Below are 23,440 nucleotides of genomic sequence, written 5' to 3'. Positions count from 1 at the left end.
CTAGTTGCCGTGCTCGTCGTCTCCCCGCAGACGGGCGGTGCCGGTCCTATGCTGGGCGGGTGAGCCCGTACCAGCCTCCCCGCCCGTGGATCGCCAGCTATGCGGAAGGCGTCCCCGACGACCTCGCCCCCGTCTCCGGATCGCTGATCGACATCGTCGCGGCATCCGCTCGCGATTACCCCGACGCCCCTGCACTGCAGTTCTTCGGACGTGAGACGACCTATGCGCAGCTGCAGGATGCGATCGACCGTGCCGCCGAGGGTCTGCGCGATCTGGGCGTGCGCGCAGGGGATCCGGTCGCGATCGCGCTGCCGAACTGCCCGCAGCACATCGTGGCGTTCTACGCCGTGCTCCGTCTGGGCGCAGTGGTCGTCGAGCACAACCCGCTCTACACGCCTCGCGAGCTCCGCAAGCAGTTCGAGGACCACGGCGCGAAGCACGCGATCGTCTGGAACAAGGTCGTGTCGACAGTGCAGGAGTTTCCGGCCGATCTCGCCGTGACGAACCTCATCTCCGTGGACGTCACCCGGGCGATGCCCTTTCTGACCCGCGTGGCTCTGCGACTGCCTGTGGCGAAAGCGCGACAGTCGCGCGCGGCGCTCACCGAGCGCGTCCGCGGAACCGTCGCCTGGGACTCACTGGTGCAGTCGGCTCCGATCTCGGCGACGCACCCGAAGCCGGCCACCGGCGACCTCGCCATCATCCAGTACACGTCGGGCACGACCGGAACCCCCAAGGGTGCGGCGCTGACGCACGGCAACCTGCTCGCGAACGCCGCCCAGTCGCAGGCGTGGGTGCCCTCCATCCAGCGTGGCAAGGGCTGCGTCGTCTACGCGGTGCTGCCGATGTTCCACGCTTACGGCCTCACGCTGTGTCTGACGTTCGCGATGTCGATGGGAGCACGACTCGTGCTCTTCCCGAAGTTCGATCCGGACCTCGTGCTCGGTGTGATGAAGAAGCACCCGGCGACGTTCCTCCCGCTCGTGCCCCCGATCGCTGATCGACTGCTCGCCGCGGCGAACGCCGAGGGCGTGTCCCTCGACGGGATCGAGGTCGCGATCTCCGGCGCCATGGCGCTACCTCACGAGCTGGTGGTGCCGTTCGAGGCCGCCACGAACGGTTTCCTCGTCGAGGGATACGGACTCAGCGAATGCTCCCCCGTTCTGATGGCGAATCCGGTCGCAGACAACCGCGTGCCGGGAACAGTGGGACTTCCGTTGCCCGGCACCGAGTGCCGGGTGGTCGATCCCGACAACCCGACCGTCGATGTCGAACCCGGCGCAGCGGGCGAACTCCTCGTGCGCGGTCCACAGGTGTTCTCCGGGTACTACGGCAAGCCGGAGGAGACCGAGGCCGTCTTCGTCGACGGCTGGTTCCGCACCGGAGACATCGTGACGGTCGACGATGCGGGCTTCATCAGAATCGTCGACCGCATCAAGGAACTCATCATCACCGGCGGCTTCAATGTCGCACCGACGGAGGTGGAGAACGCACTGCGTCAGCACCCGCAGGTCGCCGACGCCGCGGTGGTCGGCCTGCCGAGCGATCACTCCGGCGAGGAGGTGGTCGCGGCGATCGTCATCGACTCCGGAACCGAGGTGGACGTCGAGGCGATCCGCGAGTATGCGCGCAGCATCCTCACCCCCTACAAGGTGCCCCGCCGCATCTTCATCGTGGATGAGCTTCCGAAATCGTTGATCGGCAAGGTCCTGCGCCGGCAGGTCAGGGAGAAGCTTCTGGCGCTGACCTCCGGCGCCTGAGGGCGCCCTCACAGGCGCGGGAACCCGGGACGCGCTACCCTTGATCAGTGACCCCTGAAGACGCTGTGCCCACCGACGCCCCCGAGACCCCTGGATTCGAGGAGCTCGGCATCACCGGCCCCGTCCTCAAGGCGATCAAGGACCTCGGCTACGAGACCCCCTCCCCCATCCAGGCCGCGACGATCCCGACTCTCCTGTCGGGCCGCGACGTCGTCGGCATGGCGCAGACAGGAACGGGAAAGACCGCGGCCTTCGCGCTCCCCGTCCTGGAGCGCCTCGACGTCTCGCAGAAGACTCCGCAGGCGCTGGTGCTCGCTCCGACCCGCGAGCTCGCACTGCAGGTCTGCGAGGCCTTCGAGTCCTACGCCTCGAAGATGAAGGGTGTGCACATGCTGCCGGTCTACGGCGGCCAGGCCTACGGCGTGCAGCTCTCCGCGCTGCGCCGCGGCGTCCACGTGATCGTCGGAACCCCCGGCCGCATCATGGACCATCTCGCCAAGGGCACTCTCGACCTCTCGCAGCTGCAGTACCTGGTGCTCGACGAGGCCGACGAGATGCTCAAGATGGGCTTTGCGGAAGACGTCGAGCAGATCCTCGCTCAGACGCCCGTCGAGAAGCAGGTCGCACTGTTCTCCGCGACGATGCCCCCGCAGATCCGCCGCCTCGCGCAGAAGTACCTGCGCGATCCCGAAGAGATCAGCATCAAGTCGAAGACCGCAACGGGCACCAACATCACGCAGCGCTACCTCGTGGTGTCGTACGCGCAGAAGGTCGATGCGCTGACTCGCATCCTCGAGGTCGAGAACTTCGACGGCATGATCGTGTTCGTCCGCACCAAGAACGAGACCGAGACGCTCGCCGAGAAGCTGCGCGCCCGTGGATACTCAGCCGCTGCGATCAACGGCGATGTGGCGCAGGTGCAACGTGAGCGCAGCGTCAACCAGCTCAAGGACGGCAAGCTCGACATCCTCGTCGCGACGGACGTCGCCGCTCGAGGTCTCGACGTCGAGCGCATCAGCCACGTCATCAACTTCGACATCCCCACCGACACCGAGTCCTACGTGCACCGCATCGGCCGCACCGGACGCGCCGGTCGCAAGGGCGACGCGATCAGCTTCATCACCCCGCGCGAGCGTTACCTGCTCAAGTCGATCGAGAAGGCGACCCGCCAGCAGCCGACGCAGATGCAGCTGCCCAGCATGGACGACGTCAACACCACGCGTCTCGCCCGATTCGACGATGCGATCACGACCGCGCTCGGCGATAGCCCGCGGATCGAGAAGTTCCGCGACATCATCGCCCACTATGTGCGCAACCACGATGTGCCGGAGGCTGATGTGGCCGCTGCGCTCGCGGTCGTCGCGCAGGGTGACACTCCTCTGCTGCTCGACCCGTCGGATGACCCGCTGACGAAGGCCGTCGAGTTCGACAACCGTCCGCCGCGGGAACGCAACACCCGCGATCAGCGGGAGCCCCGCGAGCCTCGCGAGCGCCGTGGACGGGGCGACTACAAGCCCTACCGCATCGAGGTCGGTCGACGTCACCGGGTCGAGCCGCGTCAGATCGTCGGCGCGCTCGCGAACGAGGGTGGCCTCGGCCGTGACGATTTCGGCGCCATCAACATCCGGCCGGACTTCACGGTCGTCGAGCTTCCCGCGAACCTCGACTCCTCGGTGCTCGACAAGCTCAGGGACACCCGCATCTCTGGTCGACTGATCGAGATCAAGCCCGACCGTGGTCCGGCAGCCCGACGCAACGACGGCCCGCGCGACGCCGGCGCTCGAGGCGGCTTCGACCGCCCCCGCTACGATCGCGAGGACCGCCCGGCCCGCTCCGATGAGCGCGGCGAGAAGCCGTTCCGCAAGCCGCGGCACAAGGACTGATCGACATATGCACATCGAGCGCGCAGGCCCCGAGGATGTTCGGGGCCTGGCGCGCTTGAAGTGGATGGACAGAGCCGGCGACAACGCCGACACCGCGGAGTTCGACTCGTTCGTGGACGCGCTCGGGTCGTGGTGGGAAGCCCATAAGGATACCCACTTCGCGTTCGTGGCCCTCACCGAGGACACGACGGTGGGTGCCGCATGGGTCGCGCTGCTCCCGCGCGTGCCGAGCCCTGGTGCGAACAACCGCCTCTCGGCAGACATCCAGAGCGTCTTCGTGATGCCCGAGCACCGCGGGGGCGGCGTGGGCGCCGCACTCGTCGACGCAGCGACCACCCATGTGCACAGAGCCGGCGCCTCCAGGGTCACCGTGCACTCGAGCGAGCGCGCGGTTTCGGTCTATCAGCGGCTCGGGTTCGCCGGATCGCCGAAGTTGCTCCAGCGAATCGCCGAGGCATAGTCGCGTCAGGAGCCTGAGGTTCCTGAGGCTCCGCTGCGTGCCAGGCGCGCGGCGACGTCGAGCAGGGACTCCGGCGGAGCGAGCAGCGATCGCTGTTCCGGATGATCGATGAGGTGCTGCAACAGCCTGTGGGCGCCGTGGACTGTCGGAGCCCAGTATCCGCCGACATGGTGACGGCTCAAGGGTGCGGTGGTGGATTCCCCGTCGATCTTCACGTCGACTGTGCCGTCGTCCGGATCCATTCCAAGATCGGAGACGGCGAGGAACGTCAGCGCACCGATGACGATCGTGCTGACGAGCCCCGGCAGCCGAAAGCGCGTCACCGGTACGTCGATCAGCACTCGCTCGACCTGAATCCACGGGACGATGCCGCGATTCTCACTGCCGTCGCGGAAGAGCACCGCGTCAGGTGTCAGGCGAAGGTGATGCCTCCCCGGATCACCCACCGCCAGCGCGCCCGGAACGACGATCAACGGTCCGTAGCGCTTCATCCGAGCGCGTCCGGCCCCTGGGTCACGAGGATGTGGAACTGAGCAGCGTCGAGGATGCGGATACCGAGCTCCTCCGCCTTGCCCAACTTCGACCCCGCGCCAGGACCCGCGGCGACGAAGTCGGTCTTCTTCGACACGCTCGACGCGGCCTTGCCGCCCGCCTTGATGATGGCCTCCTGGGCACCGTCGCGTGTGTACCCGTCGAGCGATCCGGTCGCGACGATGGTGAGGCCGTCGAGTACGCCGCCCTCGACCACGGCAGCACCCGGACCCGGGTGACCGGGAGTCGCCCACTGGACCCCGGCCTCGGCCCACCGCTGCACGATCTCTCTGTGCCAGTCGACTTCGAACCACGCGAGCAGCGAGTCGGCGATGATGCCGCCGACCCCCTCGACCGCAGCGAGCTCGTCGCGGGAAGCCGCGCGGATCGCATCGAGCGAGCCGAACCACTGCGCGAGCGCTCGTGCAGCGACGGGGCCGACATGACGGATGTTGAGCGACACGAGAAGTCGCCACAGGTCCTTCGTCTTCGCCTTCTCGAGTTCGGCCAGGAGGGTGAGGGCCTGCGACGACGGCTGCGGCCCCTCGAGGCCGGACTTCTTCTCTGCGGCCGTGGGATTGCGGCGGAACGGCGCTCGTGTCTTCACCAGCCCGTCGTCGTCCTCCTTCGGCAGGCCCGTCTCCGCGTCGCGGACGAACAGCTCGATCGGCACGATCTCTTCGAGCGTGAGCGCGAAGAGTCCTGCCTCGGTCTCGAGGGGCGGAACGGCCGGCGACGTCGGCTGGGTGAGCGCCGCTGCAGTGACCTCGCCGAGAGCCTCGATGTCGAGCGCGCCCCGTGATCCGATGTGCTCGACGCGACCGCGCACCTGCGCAGGGCACGATCGCGCATTCGGACACCGCAGATCGATGTCGCCCTCCTTCATCGGGCGCAGTGGGGTGCCGCACTCGGGGCACTCCACGGGCATGACGAACTCGCGCTCCGTGCCGTCGCGCTTGTCGACCACGGGACCGAGCACCTCGGGGATGACGTCGCCCGCTTTACGCAGCACGACGGTGTCGCCGATGAGTACGCCCTTCGCCTTCACGACGTCCTTGTTGTGGAGCGTCGCCTGCCTCACCACTGACCCCGCCACCTGGGCGGGAGCCATCACCGCGAACGGCGTGGCCCTGCCTGTGCGACCCACCGACACGACGATGTCGAGGAGTTTCGTCTGCACCTCTTCGGGCGGGTACTTGTAGGCGATCGCCCAGCGCGGAGCGCGGCTGGTGGCTCCGAGCTCATCGTGCAGGGAGAGCTCATCGACCTTGACCACGATGCCGTCGAGTTCGTGCTCGATGTCGTGCCGGTGCTGGCCGAAATACTCGACGAACGCCGCGACTTCGTCGATGCTGGTGCAGACCTTGGTGTGGGGGCTCGTCGGCAGGCCCCACTCTGCGAGCTGCTCGTACACCTGGCTCTGCGCTGCGACGGGTGGGTTCTGCCAGGCGCCTATGCCGTGCACGTAGAGAGCGAGCGATTCGATGCGCAGCATCCCCGCCTCGAGCTCGAGACCGTTCTTCTTGTCGATCTGCTGCCGCAGGCCCCCGCTCGCCGCGTTCCGCGGGTTGGCGAAGGAGGGGAACCGCCGGGCGGCGGCCGTTCGGGCCTTCTCCTCGTCGAAAGGCTTCTTCGCACCCGATCGCGCCTCCCATCGCGCATACGCGTCGTCGTAGGCACGCTCGCGGAACTCCGCCTGCGCCGCGTTCAGGCGTTCGAACGCCGCAACCGGGATGAACACCTCGCCGCGGACCTCGACGATCGCAGGGTGGCCCGTGCCCGAGAGCTCGAACGGTATCTCGGGCAGTCGCAGCGCGTTCTCGGTTACGATCTCCCCGACGCGCCCATCTCCTCGCGTCGCGGCGGACGTCAGCCGGCCGTTCTCGTAGCGGAGATTGATGGCGAGTCCGTCGATCTTCAGTTCGGTGAGCCAGTCGACGTCACGCCCCGCCGAGGCCCGCGTCTTCGCTGCCCACTCCCGCAGTTCGTCGATCGAGAACACATTGTCGAGACTCAGCATCCGCTCGGCGTGCTCGATCGTCGCCAGACCCGTCGCTTCGGCGGCGCCCACCATCTGGGTGGGTGAATCCTGCCCCTGGAGCTCGGGGTGCAGCCGTTCGAGTTCTTCGAGCCGGCGCATCCATCCGTCATACGTGGCGTCGTCGACGAGCGAGGTGTCACGCCCGTAGTACGCGTCCTTCGCCTCGAGGATGCGAGTGGTCAGCTCGTCCGCTTCGATACGGGCGTCTTCCAACGAGATGTTCTCCGGCACCCCGCCAGTCTACGAGCGAGCACCGACATCCCGAGCGCGGGTCTAGGCGTCGACAGGCACGGCCGACACCGTGCGATCGATCGTGAACTGGCCGAGCACTCTCGTTCCCACGTACAGCACAGCCGTCTGTCCGGGGGCGACGCCGTCGAGGGGGCGATCCGGCACCACTCTCACTTCGTCCGCCGAGACGAAAGCCCTCGCAGGTTCCGGTTCCGAATGAGCGCGGATCTGCACGTCACAGCTGAACTCCGCCTCTTCGGGGGCTGCACCTGCCCAGCTGAACCGACCGCCGGAGATCTCGCGCGTCGCGAGCGCCTCCTTCGGCCCGACGACCACGGTGTTCGAGACCGGACGCACCTCGAGCACGAATCGGGGCTTGCCGTCGGCGGCGGGAACCCCGAGCTTGAGCCCGCGGCGCTGGCCGACCGTGAACGCATGCGCACCCTCGTGGGACCCGACGACGGCTCCGCTGCGGTCGACGACCTCGCCTGTCGCCGTGCCCACCTTCTCGGCGAGCCAGCCACGGGTGTCGCCGTCAGGGATGAAGCAGATGTCGTGGCTGTCGGGCTTCTGCGCCACGCTCAGACCGCGCGCTTCGGCTTCCGCACGCACGACGGCCTTGGACGGCGTGGTTCCGAGCGGGAAATAGGTGTGCGCGAGCTGGTCGGCCGTCAGCACACCCAGCACGTAGGACTGATCCTTCGCGTTGTCCGCAGCCCTGTGCAGCTCGAGGCCGGCATCCGTGGGGATCAGCGTCGCATAGTGTCCCGTGCAGACGGCATCGAAGCCGAGCTCGATCGCTCGATCGAGCAGGGCGGCGAACTTGATCTTCTCGTTGCACCGCATGCACGGATTGGGAGTGCGCCCCGCCTGGTACTCCGACACGAAGTCGGCGATCACGTCTTCGCGGAACCGCTCGGAGAAGTCCCAGACGTAGAAGGGGATGCCGAGCAGATCCGCTGCGCGTCTGGCGTCGAGAGCGTCCTCGATGGTGCAGCAGCCCCGGCTCCCGGTGCGCAGGGTGCCGCCCGCGCGGGAGAGCGCGAGATGCACTCCGACGACGTCGTGCCCCGCCTCCACGGCCCGCGCGGCCGCGACTGCGGAGTCAACTCCGCCACTCATGGCCGCAAGAATCCTCATGGAGCCAGTCTACGAGCGCGCAGCTGAGCCGGAGCCGGAAGCTCTCGCATAGGCGTCGGCGATAGCGGCGAGAACCGCGTCGATGTCGGCGTCTGTGGAGGTGCGGCCCAGCGAGAACCGGAGCACGCTGCGGGCATCCTGCTCGCTGCGCCCCATCGCCATCACCACATGCGACGGCTCTGCGACTCCTGCCTGGCACGCCGATCCGGTCGACGCGGCGATCCCTGCCGTATCGAGCAGGAAGAGCAGGCTCTCCCCCACCGCACCGGGGAAGAGAATGTGGGCGTTGCCGGGGAGGCGTCGCGAACTGTCACCGAGCAGCTCAGCCTGCGGCACTCGTGTCAGGATGCCGTCGACCAGCCGGTCTCGCATCGCTGCGAGTCGAGCCGTCTCCGACTCCCGCTCAGACTCCGCGAGTTCGAGCGCGGTGGCGAACGCGGCTGCGCCCGCCACATCCTGCGTCCCGGCACGAAGCCCTCTCTGCTGCGCGCCACCGCGAAGCAGCGCCGAGAGCCGAGCGGTGCGAGCGACGACCAACGCGCCGACACCGACCGGCGCTCCGATCTTGTGTCCTGCGACGCTCATCGCGACCAGCCCCAGCGCATCCGGGGCATCGCCTCGCAGCCCTCGGAAGGACAGAGGCAGATGACCGAGCGCTGACACCGCATCGAGGTGAAGGGGCACGAGAGCCTGTGCGGCCGACGAGGCGAGCTCAGCGGCGTCGTTGATCGTCCCCGCCTCGTTGTTGGCGATCAGTGCGGTTGCCAACGCTGCTCCCGGAAGCTGGTCGGCGAACTCTCGCCCGTCGATCGCCGCCGTGCGAAATACCGGTACAGCGCGCAGGACCGCTCCCGCTGCGACCAGAGCCTCGATCGTGTCCACGGTCGCGTGATGCTCGGCATCCGGCATCACGATGGCATCCGTCCCCACCGGCCGCGCCTGCCAGAGTCCCTGCAGCGCGAGATTGATCGACTCCGTGCCGCCCGAGGTGAAGACGACCTCGATGGGATCGCAGTCGAGCACCGCAGCTGAGCGCTCGCGCGCCTCCTCGAGCAGGCGCCTCGCATCCTGCCCCGCGCCGTGGGTCGACGATGCGTTCCCGACCATCTCGCTCGCATCGAGCCATGCATCCCGCGCCTCAGGGCGCAGGGGTGTCGTGGCCGCGTGGTCGAGATAGTGCCGCATTCCTCCACTCTCCCCCATTTTCCGGGTGGTGGCGTGCACATGGAACTGAGTGCATGCGGTCCTGAGACCCGAGTGCAGACCTCTAGTGTGTATTCATGCCCGCGATCCGAGACATCACCGTGCCCGGCGGTACTGCACTCGACAACCTCGGTGTGCGCCTTCACGACGGCGTCGGAACCCTCCGCGTCTGGTCGCAGAACGCGTCCTCCATCGAGCTCGTCGTCTTCGATGCCACCGACCTCGACTGGGTGATCGATCAGGTCGACCTCGCCCGCCTTCCCGGCGGCATCTGGGAAGTGACCACGGAGCTGCTCCAGCCGGGAACCCGGTACGCGATCCGCGTGGGAGGGCCGCACGGTCCGGGCAACACGTTCAACCCCGAGACCCTCCTGCTCGATCCCTATGCTCGTGGTCTCGCCCAGGGCGACGGCTACGAGGAGTGGCGCTCCGTCGTGATCGTCGACGGGTTCGACTGGGGAGAGTCCGTCAAGCCGCGGATCCCGCTCGACCGGACCGTGATCTACGAAGGGCACCTGAAGGGTCTGACCAAACGCCAGCCCGACGTGCCGCCTGCTCTGCACGGCACCTACGCCGGGCTCGCGCACCCGGCCATGATCGAGTACTTCCACTCTCTCGGCATCACCTCGATCGAGCTGCTTCCCGTTCAGGCCTTCGTGCCGGAGCCGCGGTTGCTCGAGCGCGGCCTCACCAACTACTGGGGCTACAACACCCTCAACTTCTTCACGCCGCACAACGCCTACGCGACCGAAGATGCCCGCAAGGGCGGCCCTGAGGCCGTTCTCGCCGAGTTCAAGGGCATGGTGCGACTGCTGCACGAAGCCGGACTCGAGGTCATCCTGGACGTCGTGTACAACCACACGTCTGAGGAGGGCCTCGGCGGTCCTCGCTCGAGTCTTCGCGGCATCGACAACGCGAGCTACTACCGACAGGACGCGTCCGGCGCGTACATCGACACGACGGGGTGCGGCAACACGCTCGACACCTCGACCGATGCCGGCGCCCGACTCGTGCTCGACTCGCTGCGCTACTGGGCGCAGGAGATGCAGATCGACGGGTTCCGGTTCGACCTCGCCGCCGCGATCGCGCGCGACGACTCGCACACCTACACACCGGAGCATCCGCTGCTCACCGCGATCGCCAACGATCCGATCCTCAGCGAGACCAAGCTCATCGCGGAGCCGTGGGACGTCGGCATGGGCGGGTGGCAGACGGGCAACTTCCCGAACGGCTGGATGGAGTGGAACGACCGCTACCGCGACCGGGTGCGGAACTTCTGGCTGAGCGACATCGATTACGCGCGTCGTGCCTCCGCCCCGGTCGGCATCGGCGGCTTCGCCACGCGTCTCGCCGGCTCCTCGAACACCTTCGCCGCCGAGCGGGGCCCGCTCGCGAGCATCAACTTCGTCACGGCGCACGACGGGTTCACGCTGCACGACCTCGTGTCGTACGACGTCAAGCACAACGAGGCGAACGGCGAGCAGAACCGCGACGGTGCCGACATGAACCGTGCGTTCAACCATGGCATCGAGGGGCCGACCGACGACCCGACCATCCTCGCCGCCCGTCGAAAAGCGATGCGCAACCTGCTCGGCACCCTGCTGCTGTCTGCGGGCATCCCGATGCTCACCGCAGGCGACGAGGTCGGGCGCACCCAGCGCGGCAACAACAACGCCTATGCGCAGGATTCGTCGCTGACATGGCTCGGATGGGACGCAGAGCCGTGGCAGGAAGACCTGCGCGCGCACGTCGCTCGACTGATCCAGCTCCGTTCGGAGAACCCCGCCCTGCGCCCGAGCCGATACGCCCGACTCGGCGAGCACATCCCCAACGCCTCGGTCATGGACTGGTTCGACCAGAACGGCGAGACGATGGAGAGCGAGCAGTGGACGGACCCCGGTAACCGAACGCTCCAGTACGTCGCGGCCTCGACACCCGACCGTGAGGCGGCCAACCGGATCCTCCTCATCGTGCACGGCACGGAGTCGCCCATCGATGTGCGCCTCCCGGAGGAACTCGAGGATGCGACGCGCTTCGTCTCGCTGTGGTCGAGTGCCGACGAGCGCCCGGATGCCGGTGGTGAGGTGTTCGCCCCGGGCGACATCCTGCCCATCCCCGGCACCTCCATGCGACTCTTCCGCGTGGAATGACTGGCGGCGCGCCGGTGCCTTCCGCGAGCTACCCGCTCACCGTCCGGAGCGGTACATTCGGGAGGTGGCCGCACGAATGAGCAGCACCAGTCCGAAGGCTCTCCGAAGCCCCGCACAGATCCCGTCGCGCCCGTTGGGGCCCGTCTCGGACGGCGACGGGCTCGTCGCGACTCGCATCCCTTTGGTCGGCGGCACACCCGCCGTGCCTGGCGGTTTCGCACCCAAAGCCTTCGTCGGCGAAGTGGTGCCGTTCAGCGTGGTCGCCTTCCGCGAAGGGCACGACCTCATCGGCGTGCAGCTCCGGTTGACCTCACCCGACGGCGAGGAGACGCTCCACCGCCTGACCCCTTTCCTGGACGGGACCGATCGCTGGGGTGCCGAGATCGCGATCGACCTTCAGGGTCGCTGGTCGTTCCGCTTCGAGGCGTTCTCCGATGACTTCGCGACCTGGGCGCACGCCGCCGAGGTGAAGGTCGCCGTTGGCGTCGATGTACCGGTGATGGCGGCGCTCGGCGCCGAGCTGCTCACGCGCGCAGCGGCCGAGAAGGACCGTCCCGCCGCTCAGCGCCGACGTCTCAGAGACATCGCCGCAGCGCTGGCCGGCGGCGATGCGGCGACGACGATCGCTGCCTCGACCGATGCCGAGCTCGCGGGATTCTTCCGTGACCGGCCGCTCACGACACTGCGTTCGGCGTCGGCCGTGCACACGCTGCTGGTCGAGCGGACTGCAGCGGGCGTCGGCGCATGGTACGAGTTCTTCCCGCGCTCAGAGGGGGCGAAGCGCCTCAAAGACGGCACTGTCAAGAGCGGAACGTTCAGGACAGCCGCCAAACGCCTTCCCGCGGTCGCCGCGATGGGATTCGACGTCATCTATCTGGTGCCCGTCCATCCGATCGGGACGACGAACCGCAAGGGCCGGAACAACACACTGACGACCGAACCAGGAGACCCGGGTTCGCCGTATGCGATCGGCTCTGCCGACGGCGGACACGACGCGATCCACCCCGAGCTCGGCAAGCCCGCCGACTTCCGCGCGTTCGTGCGAGCCGCGAAGAACGAGGGTCTGGAGGTCGCTCTCGATCTCGCACTTCAGGCATCTCCGGATCACCCCTGGGTCGATGAGCACCCGGAGTGGTTCACGACCCTCCCCGACGGCACCATCGCATACGCCGAGAACCCTCCGAAGAAGTACCAGGACATCTACCCCCTGAACTTCGACAACGACCCTGCCGGCATCTACCGGGAGATGCTGCGCATCGTCCAGCACTGGGTGCGCGAGGGCGTCAAGATCTTCCGGGTCGACAATCCGCATACGAAGCCGCTGCAGTTCTGGGAGTGGCTCATCGCCACGGTGAATGCCCAGGACCCGGACGTGATCTTCCTCGCCGAGGCGTTCACGCGCCCTGCCGTGATGCGCGCGCTCGCTGCCGTGGGGTTTCAGCAGAGCTACAGCTACTTCACCTGGCGCAACACCAAGGCGGAACTCGAGGAGTTCCTCACCAGCGTCGCGCACGAGACCAGCGACTACATGCGACCGAACCTCTTCGTGAACACGCATGACATCCTCACCGAGTACCTGCAGTTCGGCGGACGCGCGGCATACCGGATCCGGGCATGCATCGCGGCGACAGCTGCTCCCGTGTACGGGGTCTACGCGGGCTACGAACTCTTCGAGAATGTCGCGCGCCCCGGTTCCGAGGAGAACATCGACAACGAGAAGTACGAGTTCAAGTTCCGTGACTGGGAGGGTGCGGAGGAGGCCGGCGACTCGTTGGCGCCCCTCCTGCGCCGTCTGAACGCGATCCGTCGCGCGCACCCGGCTCTGCGACAGCTCCGCAACCTCGCCGTGCACTGGAGCGATGACGACTCCGTGCTCGTCTACAGCAAGCACCTCGATGCGGCCTTCACCGGCACCGGCGAATCCGACACGCTCCTCGTGATCGCCAACGTCGATCCGCATTCCGTTCGCGAGACCACAGTGCATCTCGACACCACGATCTGGGGTGTGCCCCTGGGCGAGCAGTTCGAGGTGGAGGACCTGCTGACCGGTGCCGTCTGGACCTGGGCCGATCACAACTACGTGCGCCTCGACGCCTTCGCCGAACCGGTGCACATACTGAAGGTGAGGAGACGATCATGAGCTACGTCGAGGATGCAGCTACGTCATCGGACTGGGCTGCGGTGGCGGCCGGTGCCCACCACGACCCGCACGCCGTGCTCGGCTCGCACCCGTTCACCGACGCGAGCGATCGCACCGTCACGGTGATCCGCGCCCGTCGCCCTCTCGCCTCCTCGGTCGCGGCGGTCTTCCGGGACGGGAGCCGACTCGAGCTCGACCACGTCGCGCACGGTATCTGGGAGGCGCAGCACGACGGAGCCCCGGTCCCGTATCGGATCGCCACCGCGTACGGCGACGACGACGAGACGATCGCCGGCGACCCGTACCGCCACCTGCCCACCCTCGGCGACGTCGACCTGCATCTGATCGCAGAAGGGCGACATGAGCGGCTCTGGCAGGTGCTGGGAGCTCATGCACAGACCGTGGGAGGCGAGACCGGCGTCGCGTTCGCCGTGTGGGCACCCAACGCGACGGCGGTTCGAGTGGCGGGCGAGCACAACGGCTGGAACGGCGAAGCACACGCGATGCGCTCGATGGGCGTGAGCGGTATCTGGGAGCTGTTCATCCCCGATCTCGCGATCGGAACGACCTACAAGTACGAGATCCGCACCCGCGGAGGGTCATGGATCTTCAAGGCCGACCCGATGGCGCAGGCGGCGCAGATCCCCCCCGAGACCGCATCGGTGATCACGCAGTCGACCTACGACTGGTCGGACGGCGCGTGGATGACCCGCCGTGCCGCGACCCATGCGGTCGCGCAGCCGTTGTCGGTCTACGAGGTGCACCTCGGATCCTGGCGCGGAGGCCTGAGCTACCGCGACGCCGCAGAGCCGCTCATCGCCCATGTCAACGAGGCCGGTTTCACGCACGTCGAGTTCATGCCGCTCGCGGAGCACCCCTTCGGTGGCTCCTGGGGCTATCAGGTGAGCGGGTACTACGCGGCGACGAGTCGTTTCGGCAGCCCCGATGATCTGCGATACCTGATCGATCGACTGCACCAGGCCGGGATCGGCGTGATCATGGACTGGGTGCCCGGGCACTTCCCCAAAGACGCCTTCGCCCTCGCGAAGTTCGACGGCCAGCCGCTCTACGAGCACCCCGACCCTCGGCGCGGCGAGCACCAGGACTGGGGAACCCTCATCTTCGACTACGGTCGCCCCGAGGTGCGCGGCTTCCTGGTCGCCAACGCCCTCTTCTGGCTGAGCGAGTTCCATGTCGACGGTCTGCGGGTCGACGCAGTCGCCTCGATGCTCTATCTCGACTACTCCCGCAACGAGGGCGAGTGGGAACCTAACATCCACGGAGGCAGGGAGAACCTCGAGGCGATCCGCTTCCTGCAGGAGGTGAATGCGACCGCCTATCGCCTTCACCCCGGCGTGCTGATGATCGCGGAGGAGTCGACGAGCTTCCCCGGCGTCACCGCACCGACCGATCACGCCGGACTCGGCTTCGGGTTCAAATGGAACATGGGCTGGATGAACGACTCGCTCCAGTACATCGAACGCGACCCGATGTACCGCGCGCACCACGAAGGCGAGATGACCTTCTCCTTCGTCTACGCGTTCGGTGAGAACTATCTGCTGCCGATCAGCCACGACGAGGTCGTGCATGGCAAGGGCAGTCTTCTCGCGAAGATGCCGGGCGACCACTGGCACAAGCTCGCGAACGTCCGCGCGTACCTGGCATACATGTGGGGGCACCCCGGGAAGAAGCTCCTGTTCATGGGGCAGGAGTTCGGGCAGCTCGCGGAGTGGTCCGAATCCCGCGAACTCGACTGGTGGCTGCTGGACCAGCCATCGCATGCGCAGCTGCAGAGTTTCGTCGGCCAGCTCAACCGCACTTATCGTGCCCAGGCGCCCCTCTGGGAGCGAGACAACGACGGCTCGTCGTTCGCACGTCTCGGCGCTCCCAGCTGGGACCCGAACGTGATCGCCTTCGAGCGCCGTGACGCCCACGGTGGCCGTCTCGTCGTGATCAGCAACTTCGCCGGCGTGGAGCGCAGCGGCCACCGCCTCGCTCTGCCCGTCGCAGGCGTGTGGCAGGAGATCCTCAACACTGATGCGGCAGAATACGGCGGTCGAGGATCGGGCAACCTCGGCATGGTCGTCGCTCACTCCGAGGGTGTCGGACCTGCTGAGGCGACCGTGACGATTCCCGCGCTGTCCACCATCTGGCTGCGCCACGAGGGCGAGCCTCACGTACCCACGATCAGTCACGGCTGAGCGGCTGCGGCTGACCGGCATCGGGCCGCTCAGCCGCAGCACAGCGTCAGAAGAGCAGCGAGGAGAGCCTGTTGCGCGCGGCGATGACGCGAGGATCTGCGGCGCCGATCAGTCCGAAGAGCTCGATCAGACGCTCTCTGACCGGTGTCCGCTCGTCTGAGGGAAGCTGAGCGAAGAGGTCGAGCAGCCGTCCGAACGCATCCTCGACATGACCACCGGCGAGGTCGAGGTCGGCGACGTCGAACTGCGCCTGGACATCTCGTGGCTGGGCCGCAGCGGCAGCCCGCGCGTCCTGCAGGTCGAGGTGCTGCACACGGTCGAGCAGACGAACCTGACCCAGACCCGCGATCGCATCCTCATCGCGAGGATTCTCTGCGAGAGCCTTCTCATACGCCACGATCGCCGCAGCGTAGTCGCCCGCCTCGATGGCGGCGAATGCCTCGGCGTGCAGCGGCGGCATCGGCGGTTCCTCCGGAGCCTCCTGCCTCTCGGAGACCTCGCCGACATTCAATGTGCCCGTCACACCGTTCTGAGCCGCGAGCTGGAGCAGCTGCGCGAAGACCTCTCTGACCTGCTGCTCGGGAACCGCACCCGTGAACATCGGGACTGGCTGGCCGGCGATGAGTGCGACGACCATCGGGATCGACTGCGCACGAAAACCCTGAGCGAGCTGGGGGTTCGCATCGACGTCGACCTTGGCGAGCAAGACCTTTCCGCCGAGTTCGCGCGCCACCTTCTCGATGATCGGGCTCAGCTGCTTGCACGGGCCGCACCATTCCGCCCAGAGGTCGACGACCACCGGCACCGTGCGCGAGAGTTCGAGGATCTGACCGAACGACTCATCGGTCGCATCGACCACGATGTCGGTCCCGGTAGCGGGACTCTGCGCGCCTGCCGCCGGTGCTGCAGGGCGGTTTCGCAGAGAGGAGAGGTCGACGGCTCCGCGGAGCGCGGCGGGAGAGATATCGGTCATTTGATCACCTCGACGGAGAGAAGGTCCTGTCGGACAGCCAGGAGACGGATCTGCTCGGTCGACCCCTGCGAGGGAACCGAGAAGAACAGCTGGAATTCGTATTTGGTCGTCACACCCTTGGCGGACTCGGACACGCCCGTCAGGGCCTTCGCCTGAGCGTTGTCACCGAAGCGGATCACGGCGTCCGCCGACGTCGGCGTCACCGACTCCGTGTCGACGAGCGAGACGGCTACGATCGCGCCGCTGTCGAGCGTCGCCATCGATACAGGTGCGGAATCCGCAGGGACGATGTCGAACGCAGTCTGCGAGGTCTCGGCGGCACCGTTGTCCGCGAGGTTCTGCACGACGGCCTGGCGGCTGTCGCGAATCGACTGGGCGAGGTTCTGAGAGATCTCGTCGAAGAGCCCGTAGGACGCACTGGTCTCTCCCGCGTCGACGATGTCGGCGAATGTGGTGGCGAGCTCACTCGGCGGGATGCTGAGGAACGCGGAGTCGTCCGGCACGAGTGAAGTACCGAGCCACGGTGCGGCCACCTCGGGGAAGACTGCGTCCGCCGACATCTCGGCCATGTTCGTCACCTTGTAGTTCGACCACGGGTCCTGCTGAGTCATGGTGAGGATCACGGGCGGCACGGTGTCGTCGCCCGCGTTCTTCGAGAGCAGCAGAACCGTGCGCGGCCAACGGTCGGTGGCTTCGGGCAGCACGACCTCGACGTCATCCGTCGGGATCGCGGCAGGCACCGGGGTTTCCGGAAGAGCGGTCCGAAGCGCGTACTCGGTCGTCCGAGCCGTCAGCGCCGGACCATCGAGCCGGGTGCCGGCGAGAGCGATGTCCATCGCCGCGTCCGCGTCCGAGAGGGTAGTAGACACCTCCTGCAGGATCCGTCTCGCCTGCGCCTCGGTCACGGCCGGCGGTTTCTGGTTCTCCGGGGCGATCACGGTCGCACTGGGCGACGGTGACGGTGTCCCTTCTCCGAACTGCGGCCAGGAGTCGGGCGAGCAACCGCTCGCGAGCAGGGCCGTCACCGCGAGCGCGGGCAGGGCGAGCAGGCGGCGTCTGCGGTCGGTGGTCGTCGCACGCCTCTCGGTCTTCCGATCGCGGTCGGAGCTGCGCTCGCCAGCCGCGTCATCCGCGCCTTCGCGGCCCACTCCCGCCGTGTCCGGGCCCTCAGCGGGCGCACCCCCAGAGGCCTCATCCGCATCGCCGGGTGCGGGCGCCGAGCTCTCGATCACCGCGCGTTCCGAGGGCGGCAGCTGAGCCACATCGATCGGCTCGGTCGCCGGGAGGGGGCCAGGGCCCTTGCGCCGCGGACCTCGCCCGCGGCGCTGGTGACGGATTGCGAGGACATAGAGCACGAGACCGACGAGGAGCAGGGCCGCGCCTGCGGCCATGAGCGGTCCCGCGAGCGGCGTCGACGTGTCGAGCGGCCACGAGATCACGATGTCGTCGGGAGCGTCTGCGGTGCCGTCGTACGCGATGATCAGACTGACTCCTTCGGGGAGCTGCATCTTGTCGACGATGAGAGCGTCGGTCTCGGTGAACGAATCCAGCCAGAGATCGGACCCCGCCGGATTGCGTCCCGGCTCTGCGGCCGCGCCGCCCTCGGTCGGAGTCGCGGAAGGAACCGGAGTCTCCGCGGGAGCAGGGCTCTCGGTCGGTGCCGGGGTCGCGGTGGCGTCATCGCCGTCGGCCGCGGCTCCGGCGGCAATCAGCTCGGCCTCGAGCTCGCCACCCTTGCCGGCGGTCACGTGGTTGTACGAGGCGTCGGCCAGCCATGCCTCCATGTCGGCCGTCCGACCGTATGCCGCGAAGATCTCACCTTCACCCCGCACGAGCAGCGTCTGAGAGCCCGGGTGCTCGCGCAGGACGTCGCCGTCCAGCAGCACATAAGGGGCGGGTTCTTCCACAGCGACTGAGACCTCCTGGGTCGACGGACCCATGAAGATGGTTCGCTGCGCGATGCCCGCAGCGATCAGTCCCGCAGCCAGCACGAAGGCCACGACGGCCCATACGAAACGCACGAATAGTCTCCTCACACGGCCCGGACGCATGCCCGAGTCGCAACACTCGACATTTCAGACTAGCGAAATCAGCTGTGTGTTGCCCACGAGGGGGCGCCGGAGTCGCGTGCGGCACGTCGTCGCGGCCAGTCGCGGTGCGGTGGATACGCTTGCAGGGTCCCGCATTCCGAGGAGCACCGATGAAGATCCACAACCCGTTCCGCACCGCTCTCGTGGCGACGCTCGGCGTGGGGTTGGGCATCCTGCTGATCGGCAGCGTGGAGAGCCTCTCGACGGTGCTGCTCTACGTCGGAACAGCGCTCTTCCTCAGCCTCGGTCTCGACCCGCTCGTCTCTTTCCTCGAACGCAGACGGCTCCCCCGCTGGCTCGCCGTGCTCATCACCATCCTCGCGGTTCTCGGCGTGTTCGCGGGCATCATCCTGATCGTCATCCCGGTGCTCGTCGATCAGATCTCACAGCTCATCGCCGAGATCACGGCCATCGTCCAGCGAGGCACGTTCCTTTCCGACCTGCGGCAGTGGATGGTCGATACCTTCCCCAATCTCAAGGTCGACGAGGTCTTCGCGTACGTCACGAACTGGCTCGAGACGAACCTCGCCCAGATCGGCGGGTCGATCGGCCAGAGCGTCCTCGCGGCCGGCGGCGCCGTGGTGAGCGGGCTGTTCGGCGCGTTCATCATCCTCATCCTCACGATCTACCTCACCGCCTCCACACCGTCGCTCAAGCGCGCGGTCTATCAGCTCGCCCCCGCGTCGAGGCGCGAGCGGTTCATCGACCTGGCCGAACAGATCACCGATTCGGTCGGCTACTACGTCATGGGGCAGGTCACCCAGGGCGTCATCAACGGCGTACTGAGCATGATCTTCCTCACGATCATCGACGCTCCGTTCCCCGCCGTGCTCGCCGTCGTGGCCTTCTTCTTCTCGCTGATTCCGCTCGTCGGCACTCTGACGGGGTCGACGATCATCGTCCTCGTGTGCCTGATCCCCGGACTCGGCTCTCCGGCGACAGCGATCGCCGCGGCGATCTACTACCTCATCTACATGCAGATCGAGGCGTACATCATCTCCCCGCGAATCATGAGCCGCGCCGTCTCGGTACCGGGCGCGGTCGTCGTCGTTGCCGCGCTGGCCGGGGGCAGTCTGCTGGGACTGCTCGGTGCGCTGATCGCGATCCCCGTGGCCGCGAGCATCCTGATCCTCTACCGACAGGTGCTGATCCCCCGGATGAACGAGCTCTAGACGGCGGACCATTCGGTCGGCAGCGGGAGAGCCGCCGGATTCACCGCAGCGACGATCTCGGTCAGGACGCGTCGCGTCTGGCTCTCCCCCACCCAGAGGTGCTTGCCGCCCTCGACGGCGATCAGCTTCGCGTGAGGGATCGCTGCGAAGCGCTCTCGCGCTTCGGCCGGGCGAAGGTAGTCGTCGAGCTCGGGAACGAGCACCACCACTTTGACATCGACGCCCGCCCACGCCGCGACGTCGGAATCCGTCGCCCGGTGGAGCGGCGGAGAGAGCAGGATGATGCCTTCGACGTCGTGCTCCCGCCCGTACTTCAGGGCGAGCTCGGTGCCGAACGACCAGCCGAGGAGCCATGGGCGAGGAAGACCTCGCTCGCGCACGAACTCCATCGCCGCTGCGACGTCGAACTGCTCTGCTGCTCCCCCGTCGAACGCTCCACCGCTGGTGCCACGGGGTGAGGTCGTGCCCCGGGTGTTGAATCGCAGCACTGCGAGATCGGCCAGCGCAGGCAGCCGCGCGGCGGCCTTGCGGATGATGTGCGAGTCCATGAATCCGCCGGCCGTCGGAAGCGGGTGCAGCGTGACCAGGGTGGCCGCAGGTGCAGACGACTCGGGCATCGCCAACTCGCCGACAAGCGTCAGCTCATCAGCGGTCTCCAAGACGATGTCCTCGCGCAGCGCCGGCAGCTCGATCGGTCCACGGATCTCCATGCTCATGCAATCCTCCAACAGTGTGTGTGCCAATGCCGTCGGGCGGCGAGATCCGCGGCATCGCCGAGAACCCCGTCTGCTCGCCAGACAACGAGGTGGGCCGTTCCCGGCGCGACGATGCGCCCGCATCCGGGGCAGATGTACTCCTTCAGAGCCTGCACAGCCGACACGGGCTGCACGGTCCACTCCGAGCCGCGACGCACTTCCGTGCGCTTCCATGACGCGAGGAGACGATCGAGCGAGTCGTCGGTGTCAGGGCGCGCCGGACGGCGTCTGCGAGAGCGGGCCATGACGCCGGCTCACCACCAGTGGTTGTTCGTCCAGAAGGCGTGAGCGCCGGCCCAGCTGCCGTATCGGCCCGTGGCGTATCCCGTCGCCCAGCGCAGGTTGTCGACCGGATCGTAGCCGTTGCCGGGAACCTTGCTGCAGGGCAGCGCCTGAACGAGACCGCACGCACCCGAGGACTTGTTCGTCGCGTTCGGGTTCCACCCGCTCTCGCGGGAGACGATGTAATCGACGTAGCCCCAATCGGACTCCGCGATGCCCGCTGCCGCCATCCACTCGGCAGGGGCTCCCCCGCCGGTGTAGAAGAGAGGACCGCTGGGGCCGGGCTTCGACGAACCGGAGGATCCCTCGGAGGCAGTGGTCGGCGTCGGTGTCGGCGTCGGCTTGGGCGTGACGTAGACCGAGAACGTCCCTCGCTGAACGGGAGCGATCGCCGCGCCCTCTGCCGTGACAGTGAGATTCTGCGTATCGCCGAGTGCCGCCGAGTATGCCGACTCCGGGGCGACCTCTTCGGGTTGCTGGGCGAGTGCGACACCGGTCGGTGCCACCATGGCCGCAGCGAAGCCGACGACCGCGAGGCCGCTGAAGAATCCCGCGACGCCTCGTCGGCGACTGCCGGTGCGCGCCGAAAGAGTCGCCGATGCGGGCACAGGCGTGACGTCTTTTCGATGAGGTGTCATGTCGTTTCGGGAGTTCACGATGAGTGGCAGTCTACCCGGTGAGGCACGAGTCGGCCATCGGAACGCTCAGCGAACAGCCAGGATCACGTCGACGGTCGCGTCGAGCAGTGCGTCGACCTGCTCTTCTCGATACCCTCCGCGCTGCATGCGGAACGCGGCCGAGCGCAGCTGCTCGGCCGTCAGCGGCTCGCCGTCCCGCAGATAACGGGCGATCCGGGTGCCGACATGGTCTACCTCATCGATCCGGTAGCCGAAGGTGAGAATGCCCGTACGTGCGAAACGCTGCCGCTTCGGACGCGCGAGGTGGTCGAGGATGACCTGGGCTTCACCTCGGGCCTGCTCCACCCACGCCCCTGCGCCCTGCGAACGGACGACCCGGTCGCGCGCACGCGCAGCCAGTGCATCCTCCACGCGCCCGAGTGCCGCGTCGACCTCAGCCACGACGTAGCCGTTCTTGACGAGCGGGAAGGATGCCACGCGGACGTCGGCTGCGCTGAGGTCGTCGGCATCTCCCTCGAAAGCCGCCCTGGCGGCCGCGAGAAACGTGTCGACAGCGGCACGGTGATAGCCGCGCACTCGCCCCGTGGTCAACGAGAACGCGGGCGGCGCCTGCGTCGCGGCGTCCGCAGTCTGTACGTCGTCGGAGAGCATCACAGCACCACCCAGGAGGAGAAGAGGAAATACAGGCACAGTGCGGGAATCGTCGACGGCAGGATGCTGTCGAGCCGGTCGAGGAGCCCCCCGTGCCCAGGAAGCCAGGAGCTCATGTCCTTGATCCCGAGATCACGCTTGAGCATGGACTCGCCGAGATCGCCCAGCGTCGCAGACAGGAGGATCGCCACGCCGAAGATCACGCCGGTCCACCACGGCAGGTCGAGCAGGAAGAGCGCGAGAAGCACGCCGGCTGTGATCGAACCCACGACGGCTCCGCCGAAGCCCTCCCAGGTCTTCTTGGGGCTGATCTTCGGCGCCATGGGGTGCCGCCCGAACGCGAGCCCTGCGGCATACGCACCGGTGTCGGCCACGACGGCGATCGCGATGAAGCTCAGGACCCACCACTGACCCCCCTCCTGCTTGAGCAGGATCAGTGCGACGGCCGCGAGGAACGGCACGTAGATCTGGACGAATCCGCCGATGATCGCATCCGTCAGCACATCGCCGTAGGTTCTGCCGTCCTTGGCGATCATCTGGCCGACCAGTCGCCAGACGATCACGAATGCGACGGCGAAGAACAGCATGACCCAGACGAACCACAGGTCGAGGAAGAACGCCGACAGCACGAGCAGAGTCGCGGCGATGAACTGCGGGATCACGTCGATCCGCCGCCCCGATGCGCGCAACGCCAGCGAGAGCTCGTAGACGCCGAGCAACGCGGCAGCCAGTGCGAACGGCACGAAGAGGACCTTGATGAACAACAACGACGCGAGCAGCGCAGCGCCGAACGCGAGCCCGATCAGGGTCGCGAGGATCAGGTCGCGGCCCGTCCGCTCCTTGATGCGCTCGTTCGCCTGGTCGAGCTGACCTCGCGCATGAGTGACATGCGTGCCGAACTCGTCGCGCTTCGCCCGCCACTGCTCTCTGATCGCATTGTGTTCAGCCGTGTCCAATGCGGACTCCGTCATCGCACGTTCGTCGGCAGGGAGGGGTGGTCGTGGCGGGATGCTCGTCCCGTCGAACGCCACGAGGGCGCCGTCGACCAGCGGGATGGCGCCGGTCGAGGTCGACGAGTCGCGCGCCTCGCGGCGCGTCTGCGGCTTGTCGGCGCCGTCATCAGTGCGTTCGTCGGACAT

18 protein-coding genes are annotated in these 23,440 nt (G+C 67.5%); 7 read left to right on the top strand and 11 right to left on the bottom strand.

Annotation, left to right across the window (positions count from 1 at the left end; genetic code table 11):
• Window positions 1–59 precede the first annotated feature (59 nt).
• From ASF87_RS14340 to ASF87_RS14330, 3 genes are all read left to right on the top strand, one after another.
• A complete protein-coding gene (locus ASF87_RS14340; protein WP_056376742.1) occupies window positions 60–1,760 on the top strand; it encodes a long-chain-fatty-acid--CoA ligase in 1,701 nt (566 codons plus the stop codon).
• A gap of 47 nt (window positions 1,761–1,807) precedes the next feature.
• Entirely contained in the window at window positions 1,808–3,643 is a 1,836-nt protein-coding gene (locus ASF87_RS14335) for a DEAD/DEAH box helicase (protein ID WP_228385696.1), read from the top strand.
• A 64-nt stretch (window positions 3,644–3,707) separates the two neighbouring features.
• Window positions 3,708–4,103, top strand: a complete 396-nt coding sequence (locus ASF87_RS14330) for a GNAT family N-acetyltransferase (protein WP_162238695.1) — start codon at window positions 3,708–3,710, stop codon at window positions 4,101–4,103.
• 5 nt (window positions 4,104–4,108) lie between these two features.
• Here ASF87_RS14330 and ASF87_RS14325 read toward each other — a convergent pair whose 3' ends face one another.
• From ASF87_RS14325 to ASF87_RS14310, 4 genes are read right to left on the bottom strand one after another with little or no spacing between them, the layout of a single operon-like run.
• Window positions 4,109–4,594, bottom strand: a complete 486-nt coding sequence (locus tag ASF87_RS14325) for a hypothetical protein (RefSeq protein WP_056376737.1) — start codon at window positions 4,592–4,594, stop codon at window positions 4,109–4,111.
• The gene (ligA, locus tag ASF87_RS14320) at window positions 4,591–6,906 is read right to left on the bottom strand and encodes an NAD-dependent DNA ligase LigA (protein ID WP_056376734.1); all 2,316 of its coding nucleotides are present in this window, start codon (window positions 6,904–6,906) and stop codon (window positions 4,591–4,593) included. The genes ASF87_RS14325 and ligA overlap by 4 nt, the downstream gene beginning before the upstream one ends.
• Window positions 6,907–6,948: 42 nt before the next feature.
• On the bottom strand, window positions 6,949–8,046 hold the full coding sequence (gene mnmA, locus ASF87_RS14315) for a tRNA 2-thiouridine(34) synthase MnmA (protein ID WP_082508932.1): 1,098 nt from the start codon (window positions 8,044–8,046) through the stop codon (window positions 6,949–6,951).
• A gap of 9 nt (window positions 8,047–8,055) precedes the next feature.
• On the bottom strand, window positions 8,056–9,231 hold the full coding sequence (locus tag ASF87_RS14310) for a cysteine desulfurase family protein (protein WP_056376730.1): 1,176 nt from the start codon (window positions 9,229–9,231) through the stop codon (window positions 8,056–8,058).
• A gap of 95 nt (window positions 9,232–9,326) precedes the next feature.
• Here ASF87_RS14310 and glgX point away from each other — a divergent pair, with 95 nt between their 5' ends.
• The 3 genes from glgX (at window position 9,327) to glgB (ending at window position 15,740) form a co-directional block, all read left to right on the top strand.
• Window positions 9,327–11,399, top strand: a complete 2,073-nt coding sequence (gene glgX, locus ASF87_RS14305; protein WP_056376728.1) for a glycogen debranching protein GlgX — start codon at window positions 9,327–9,329, stop codon at window positions 11,397–11,399.
• 76 nt (window positions 11,400–11,475) lie between these two features.
• Complete coding sequence (locus ASF87_RS14300; RefSeq protein WP_056376727.1) at window positions 11,476–13,539, top strand: alpha-1,4-glucan--maltose-1-phosphate maltosyltransferase; 2,064 nt, start codon at window positions 11,476–11,478, stop codon at window positions 13,537–13,539.
• Complete coding sequence (gene glgB, locus ASF87_RS14295; RefSeq protein ID WP_056376724.1) at window positions 13,536–15,740, top strand: 1,4-alpha-glucan branching protein GlgB; 2,205 nt, start codon at window positions 13,536–13,538, stop codon at window positions 15,738–15,740. Before ASF87_RS14300 ends, glgB begins: the two co-directional genes overlap by 4 nt.
• 46 nt (window positions 15,741–15,786) lie before the next feature.
• Here glgB and ASF87_RS14290 read toward each other — a convergent pair whose 3' ends face one another.
• Together ASF87_RS14290 and ASF87_RS14285 are read right to left on the bottom strand one after the other, a co-directional pair.
• Window positions 15,787–16,713, bottom strand: a complete 927-nt coding sequence (locus ASF87_RS14290) for a tetratricopeptide repeat protein (RefSeq protein ID WP_056376722.1) — start codon at window positions 16,711–16,713, stop codon at window positions 15,787–15,789.
• On the bottom strand, window positions 16,710–18,734 hold the full coding sequence (locus ASF87_RS14285) for a hypothetical protein (protein WP_056376719.1): 2,025 nt from the start codon (window positions 18,732–18,734) through the stop codon (window positions 16,710–16,712). Before ASF87_RS14285 ends, ASF87_RS14290 begins: the two co-directional genes overlap by 4 nt.
• Before the next feature lie 179 nt (window positions 18,735–18,913).
• Between ASF87_RS14285 and ASF87_RS14280 the strand changes: the two genes are divergently transcribed.
• On the top strand, window positions 18,914–19,975 hold the full coding sequence (locus ASF87_RS14280; protein ID WP_056376717.1) for an AI-2E family transporter: 1,062 nt from the start codon (window positions 18,914–18,916) through the stop codon (window positions 19,973–19,975).
• On the opposite strand, the gene ASF87_RS14275 is transcribed toward ASF87_RS14280, so the two are convergent.
• The 5 genes from ASF87_RS14275 to ASF87_RS14255 all read right to left on the bottom strand — a co-directional run bounded on the left by ASF87_RS14275 (window position 19,972) and on the right by ASF87_RS14255 (window position 23,440).
• The gene (locus ASF87_RS14275; RefSeq protein WP_056376715.1) at window positions 19,972–20,685 is read right to left on the bottom strand and encodes an alpha/beta hydrolase; all 714 of its coding nucleotides are present in this window, start codon (window positions 20,683–20,685) and stop codon (window positions 19,972–19,974) included. The genes ASF87_RS14280 and ASF87_RS14275 overlap by 4 nt on opposite strands.
• Window positions 20,686–20,687: 2 nt before the next feature.
• A complete protein-coding gene (locus ASF87_RS18075; RefSeq protein ID WP_042536763.1) occupies window positions 20,688–20,975 on the bottom strand; it encodes a hypothetical protein in 288 nt (95 codons plus the stop codon).
• Window positions 20,976–20,984: 9 nt separating this feature from the next.
• On the bottom strand, window positions 20,985–21,650 hold the full coding sequence (locus ASF87_RS14265) for a transglycosylase SLT domain-containing protein (protein ID WP_079112749.1): 666 nt from the start codon (window positions 21,648–21,650) through the stop codon (window positions 20,985–20,987).
• A 66-nt stretch (window positions 21,651–21,716) separates the two neighbouring features.
• Window positions 21,717–22,301: a DivIVA domain-containing protein gene (locus ASF87_RS14260; RefSeq protein WP_056376713.1), complete on the bottom strand. Its 585-nt coding sequence runs from the start codon at window positions 22,299–22,301 to the stop codon at window positions 21,717–21,719.
• Window positions 22,301–23,440, bottom strand: coding sequence for a phosphatidate cytidylyltransferase (locus ASF87_RS14255; protein WP_200933762.1), 1,140 nt, complete (start codon window positions 23,438–23,440; stop codon window positions 22,301–22,303). Before ASF87_RS14255 ends, ASF87_RS14260 begins: the two co-directional genes overlap by 1 nt.

Origin of the sequence: Microbacterium sp. Leaf161 (genome assembly GCF_001423645.1) — a bacterium.
In the GTDB taxonomy this organism is placed as follows: Bacteria; Actinomycetota; Actinomycetes; order Actinomycetales; family Microbacteriaceae; genus Microbacterium; species Microbacterium forte.
This window is presented reverse-complemented; position numbering and strand designations above follow the sequence as displayed.

Excerpts from the sequence above, each read along its gene's own strand:
- ASF87_RS14330 (WP_162238695.1), top strand. The coding sequence starts at position 3,708 with ATGGACAGAGCCGGCGACAACGCCGACACCGCGGAGTTCGACTCGTTC.
- ASF87_RS14325 (WP_056376737.1), bottom strand. The coding sequence starts at position 4,594 with ATGAAGCGCTACGGACCGTTGATCGTCGTTCCGGGCGCGCTGGCGGTG.
- mnmA (WP_082508932.1), bottom strand. The coding sequence starts at position 8,046 with ATGAGGATTCTTGCGGCCATGAGTGGCGGAGTTGACTCCGCAGTCGCG.
- ASF87_RS14310 (WP_056376730.1), bottom strand. The coding sequence starts at position 9,231 with ATGCGGCACTATCTCGACCACGCGGCCACGACACCCCTGCGCCCTGAG.
- glgX (WP_056376728.1), top strand. The coding sequence starts at position 9,327 with ATGCCCGCGATCCGAGACATCACCGTGCCCGGCGGTACTGCACTCGAC.
- ASF87_RS14300 (WP_056376727.1), top strand. The coding sequence starts at position 11,476 with ATGAGCAGCACCAGTCCGAAGGCTCTCCGAAGCCCCGCACAGATCCCG.
- glgB (WP_056376724.1), top strand. The coding sequence starts at position 13,536 with ATGAGCTACGTCGAGGATGCAGCTACGTCATCGGACTGGGCTGCGGTG.
- ASF87_RS14290 (WP_056376722.1), bottom strand. The coding sequence starts at position 16,713 with ATGACCGATATCTCTCCCGCCGCGCTCCGCGGAGCCGTCGACCTCTCC.
- ASF87_RS14280 (WP_056376717.1), top strand. The coding sequence starts at position 18,914 with ATGAAGATCCACAACCCGTTCCGCACCGCTCTCGTGGCGACGCTCGGC.
- ASF87_RS14275 (WP_056376715.1), bottom strand. The coding sequence starts at position 20,685 with ATGGAGATCCGTGGACCGATCGAGCTGCCGGCGCTGCGCGAGGACATC.
- ASF87_RS18075 (WP_042536763.1), bottom strand. The coding sequence starts at position 20,975 with ATGGCCCGCTCTCGCAGACGCCGTCCGGCGCGCCCTGACACCGACGAC.
- ASF87_RS14265 (WP_079112749.1), bottom strand. The coding sequence starts at position 21,650 with ATGACACCTCATCGAAAAGACGTCACGCCTGTGCCCGCATCGGCGACT.
- ASF87_RS14260 (WP_056376713.1), bottom strand. The coding sequence starts at position 22,301 with ATGCTCTCCGACGACGTACAGACTGCGGACGCCGCGACGCAGGCGCCG.
- ASF87_RS14255 (WP_200933762.1), bottom strand. The coding sequence starts at position 23,440 with ATGTCCGACGAACGCACTGATGACGGCGCCGACAAGCCGCAGACGCGC.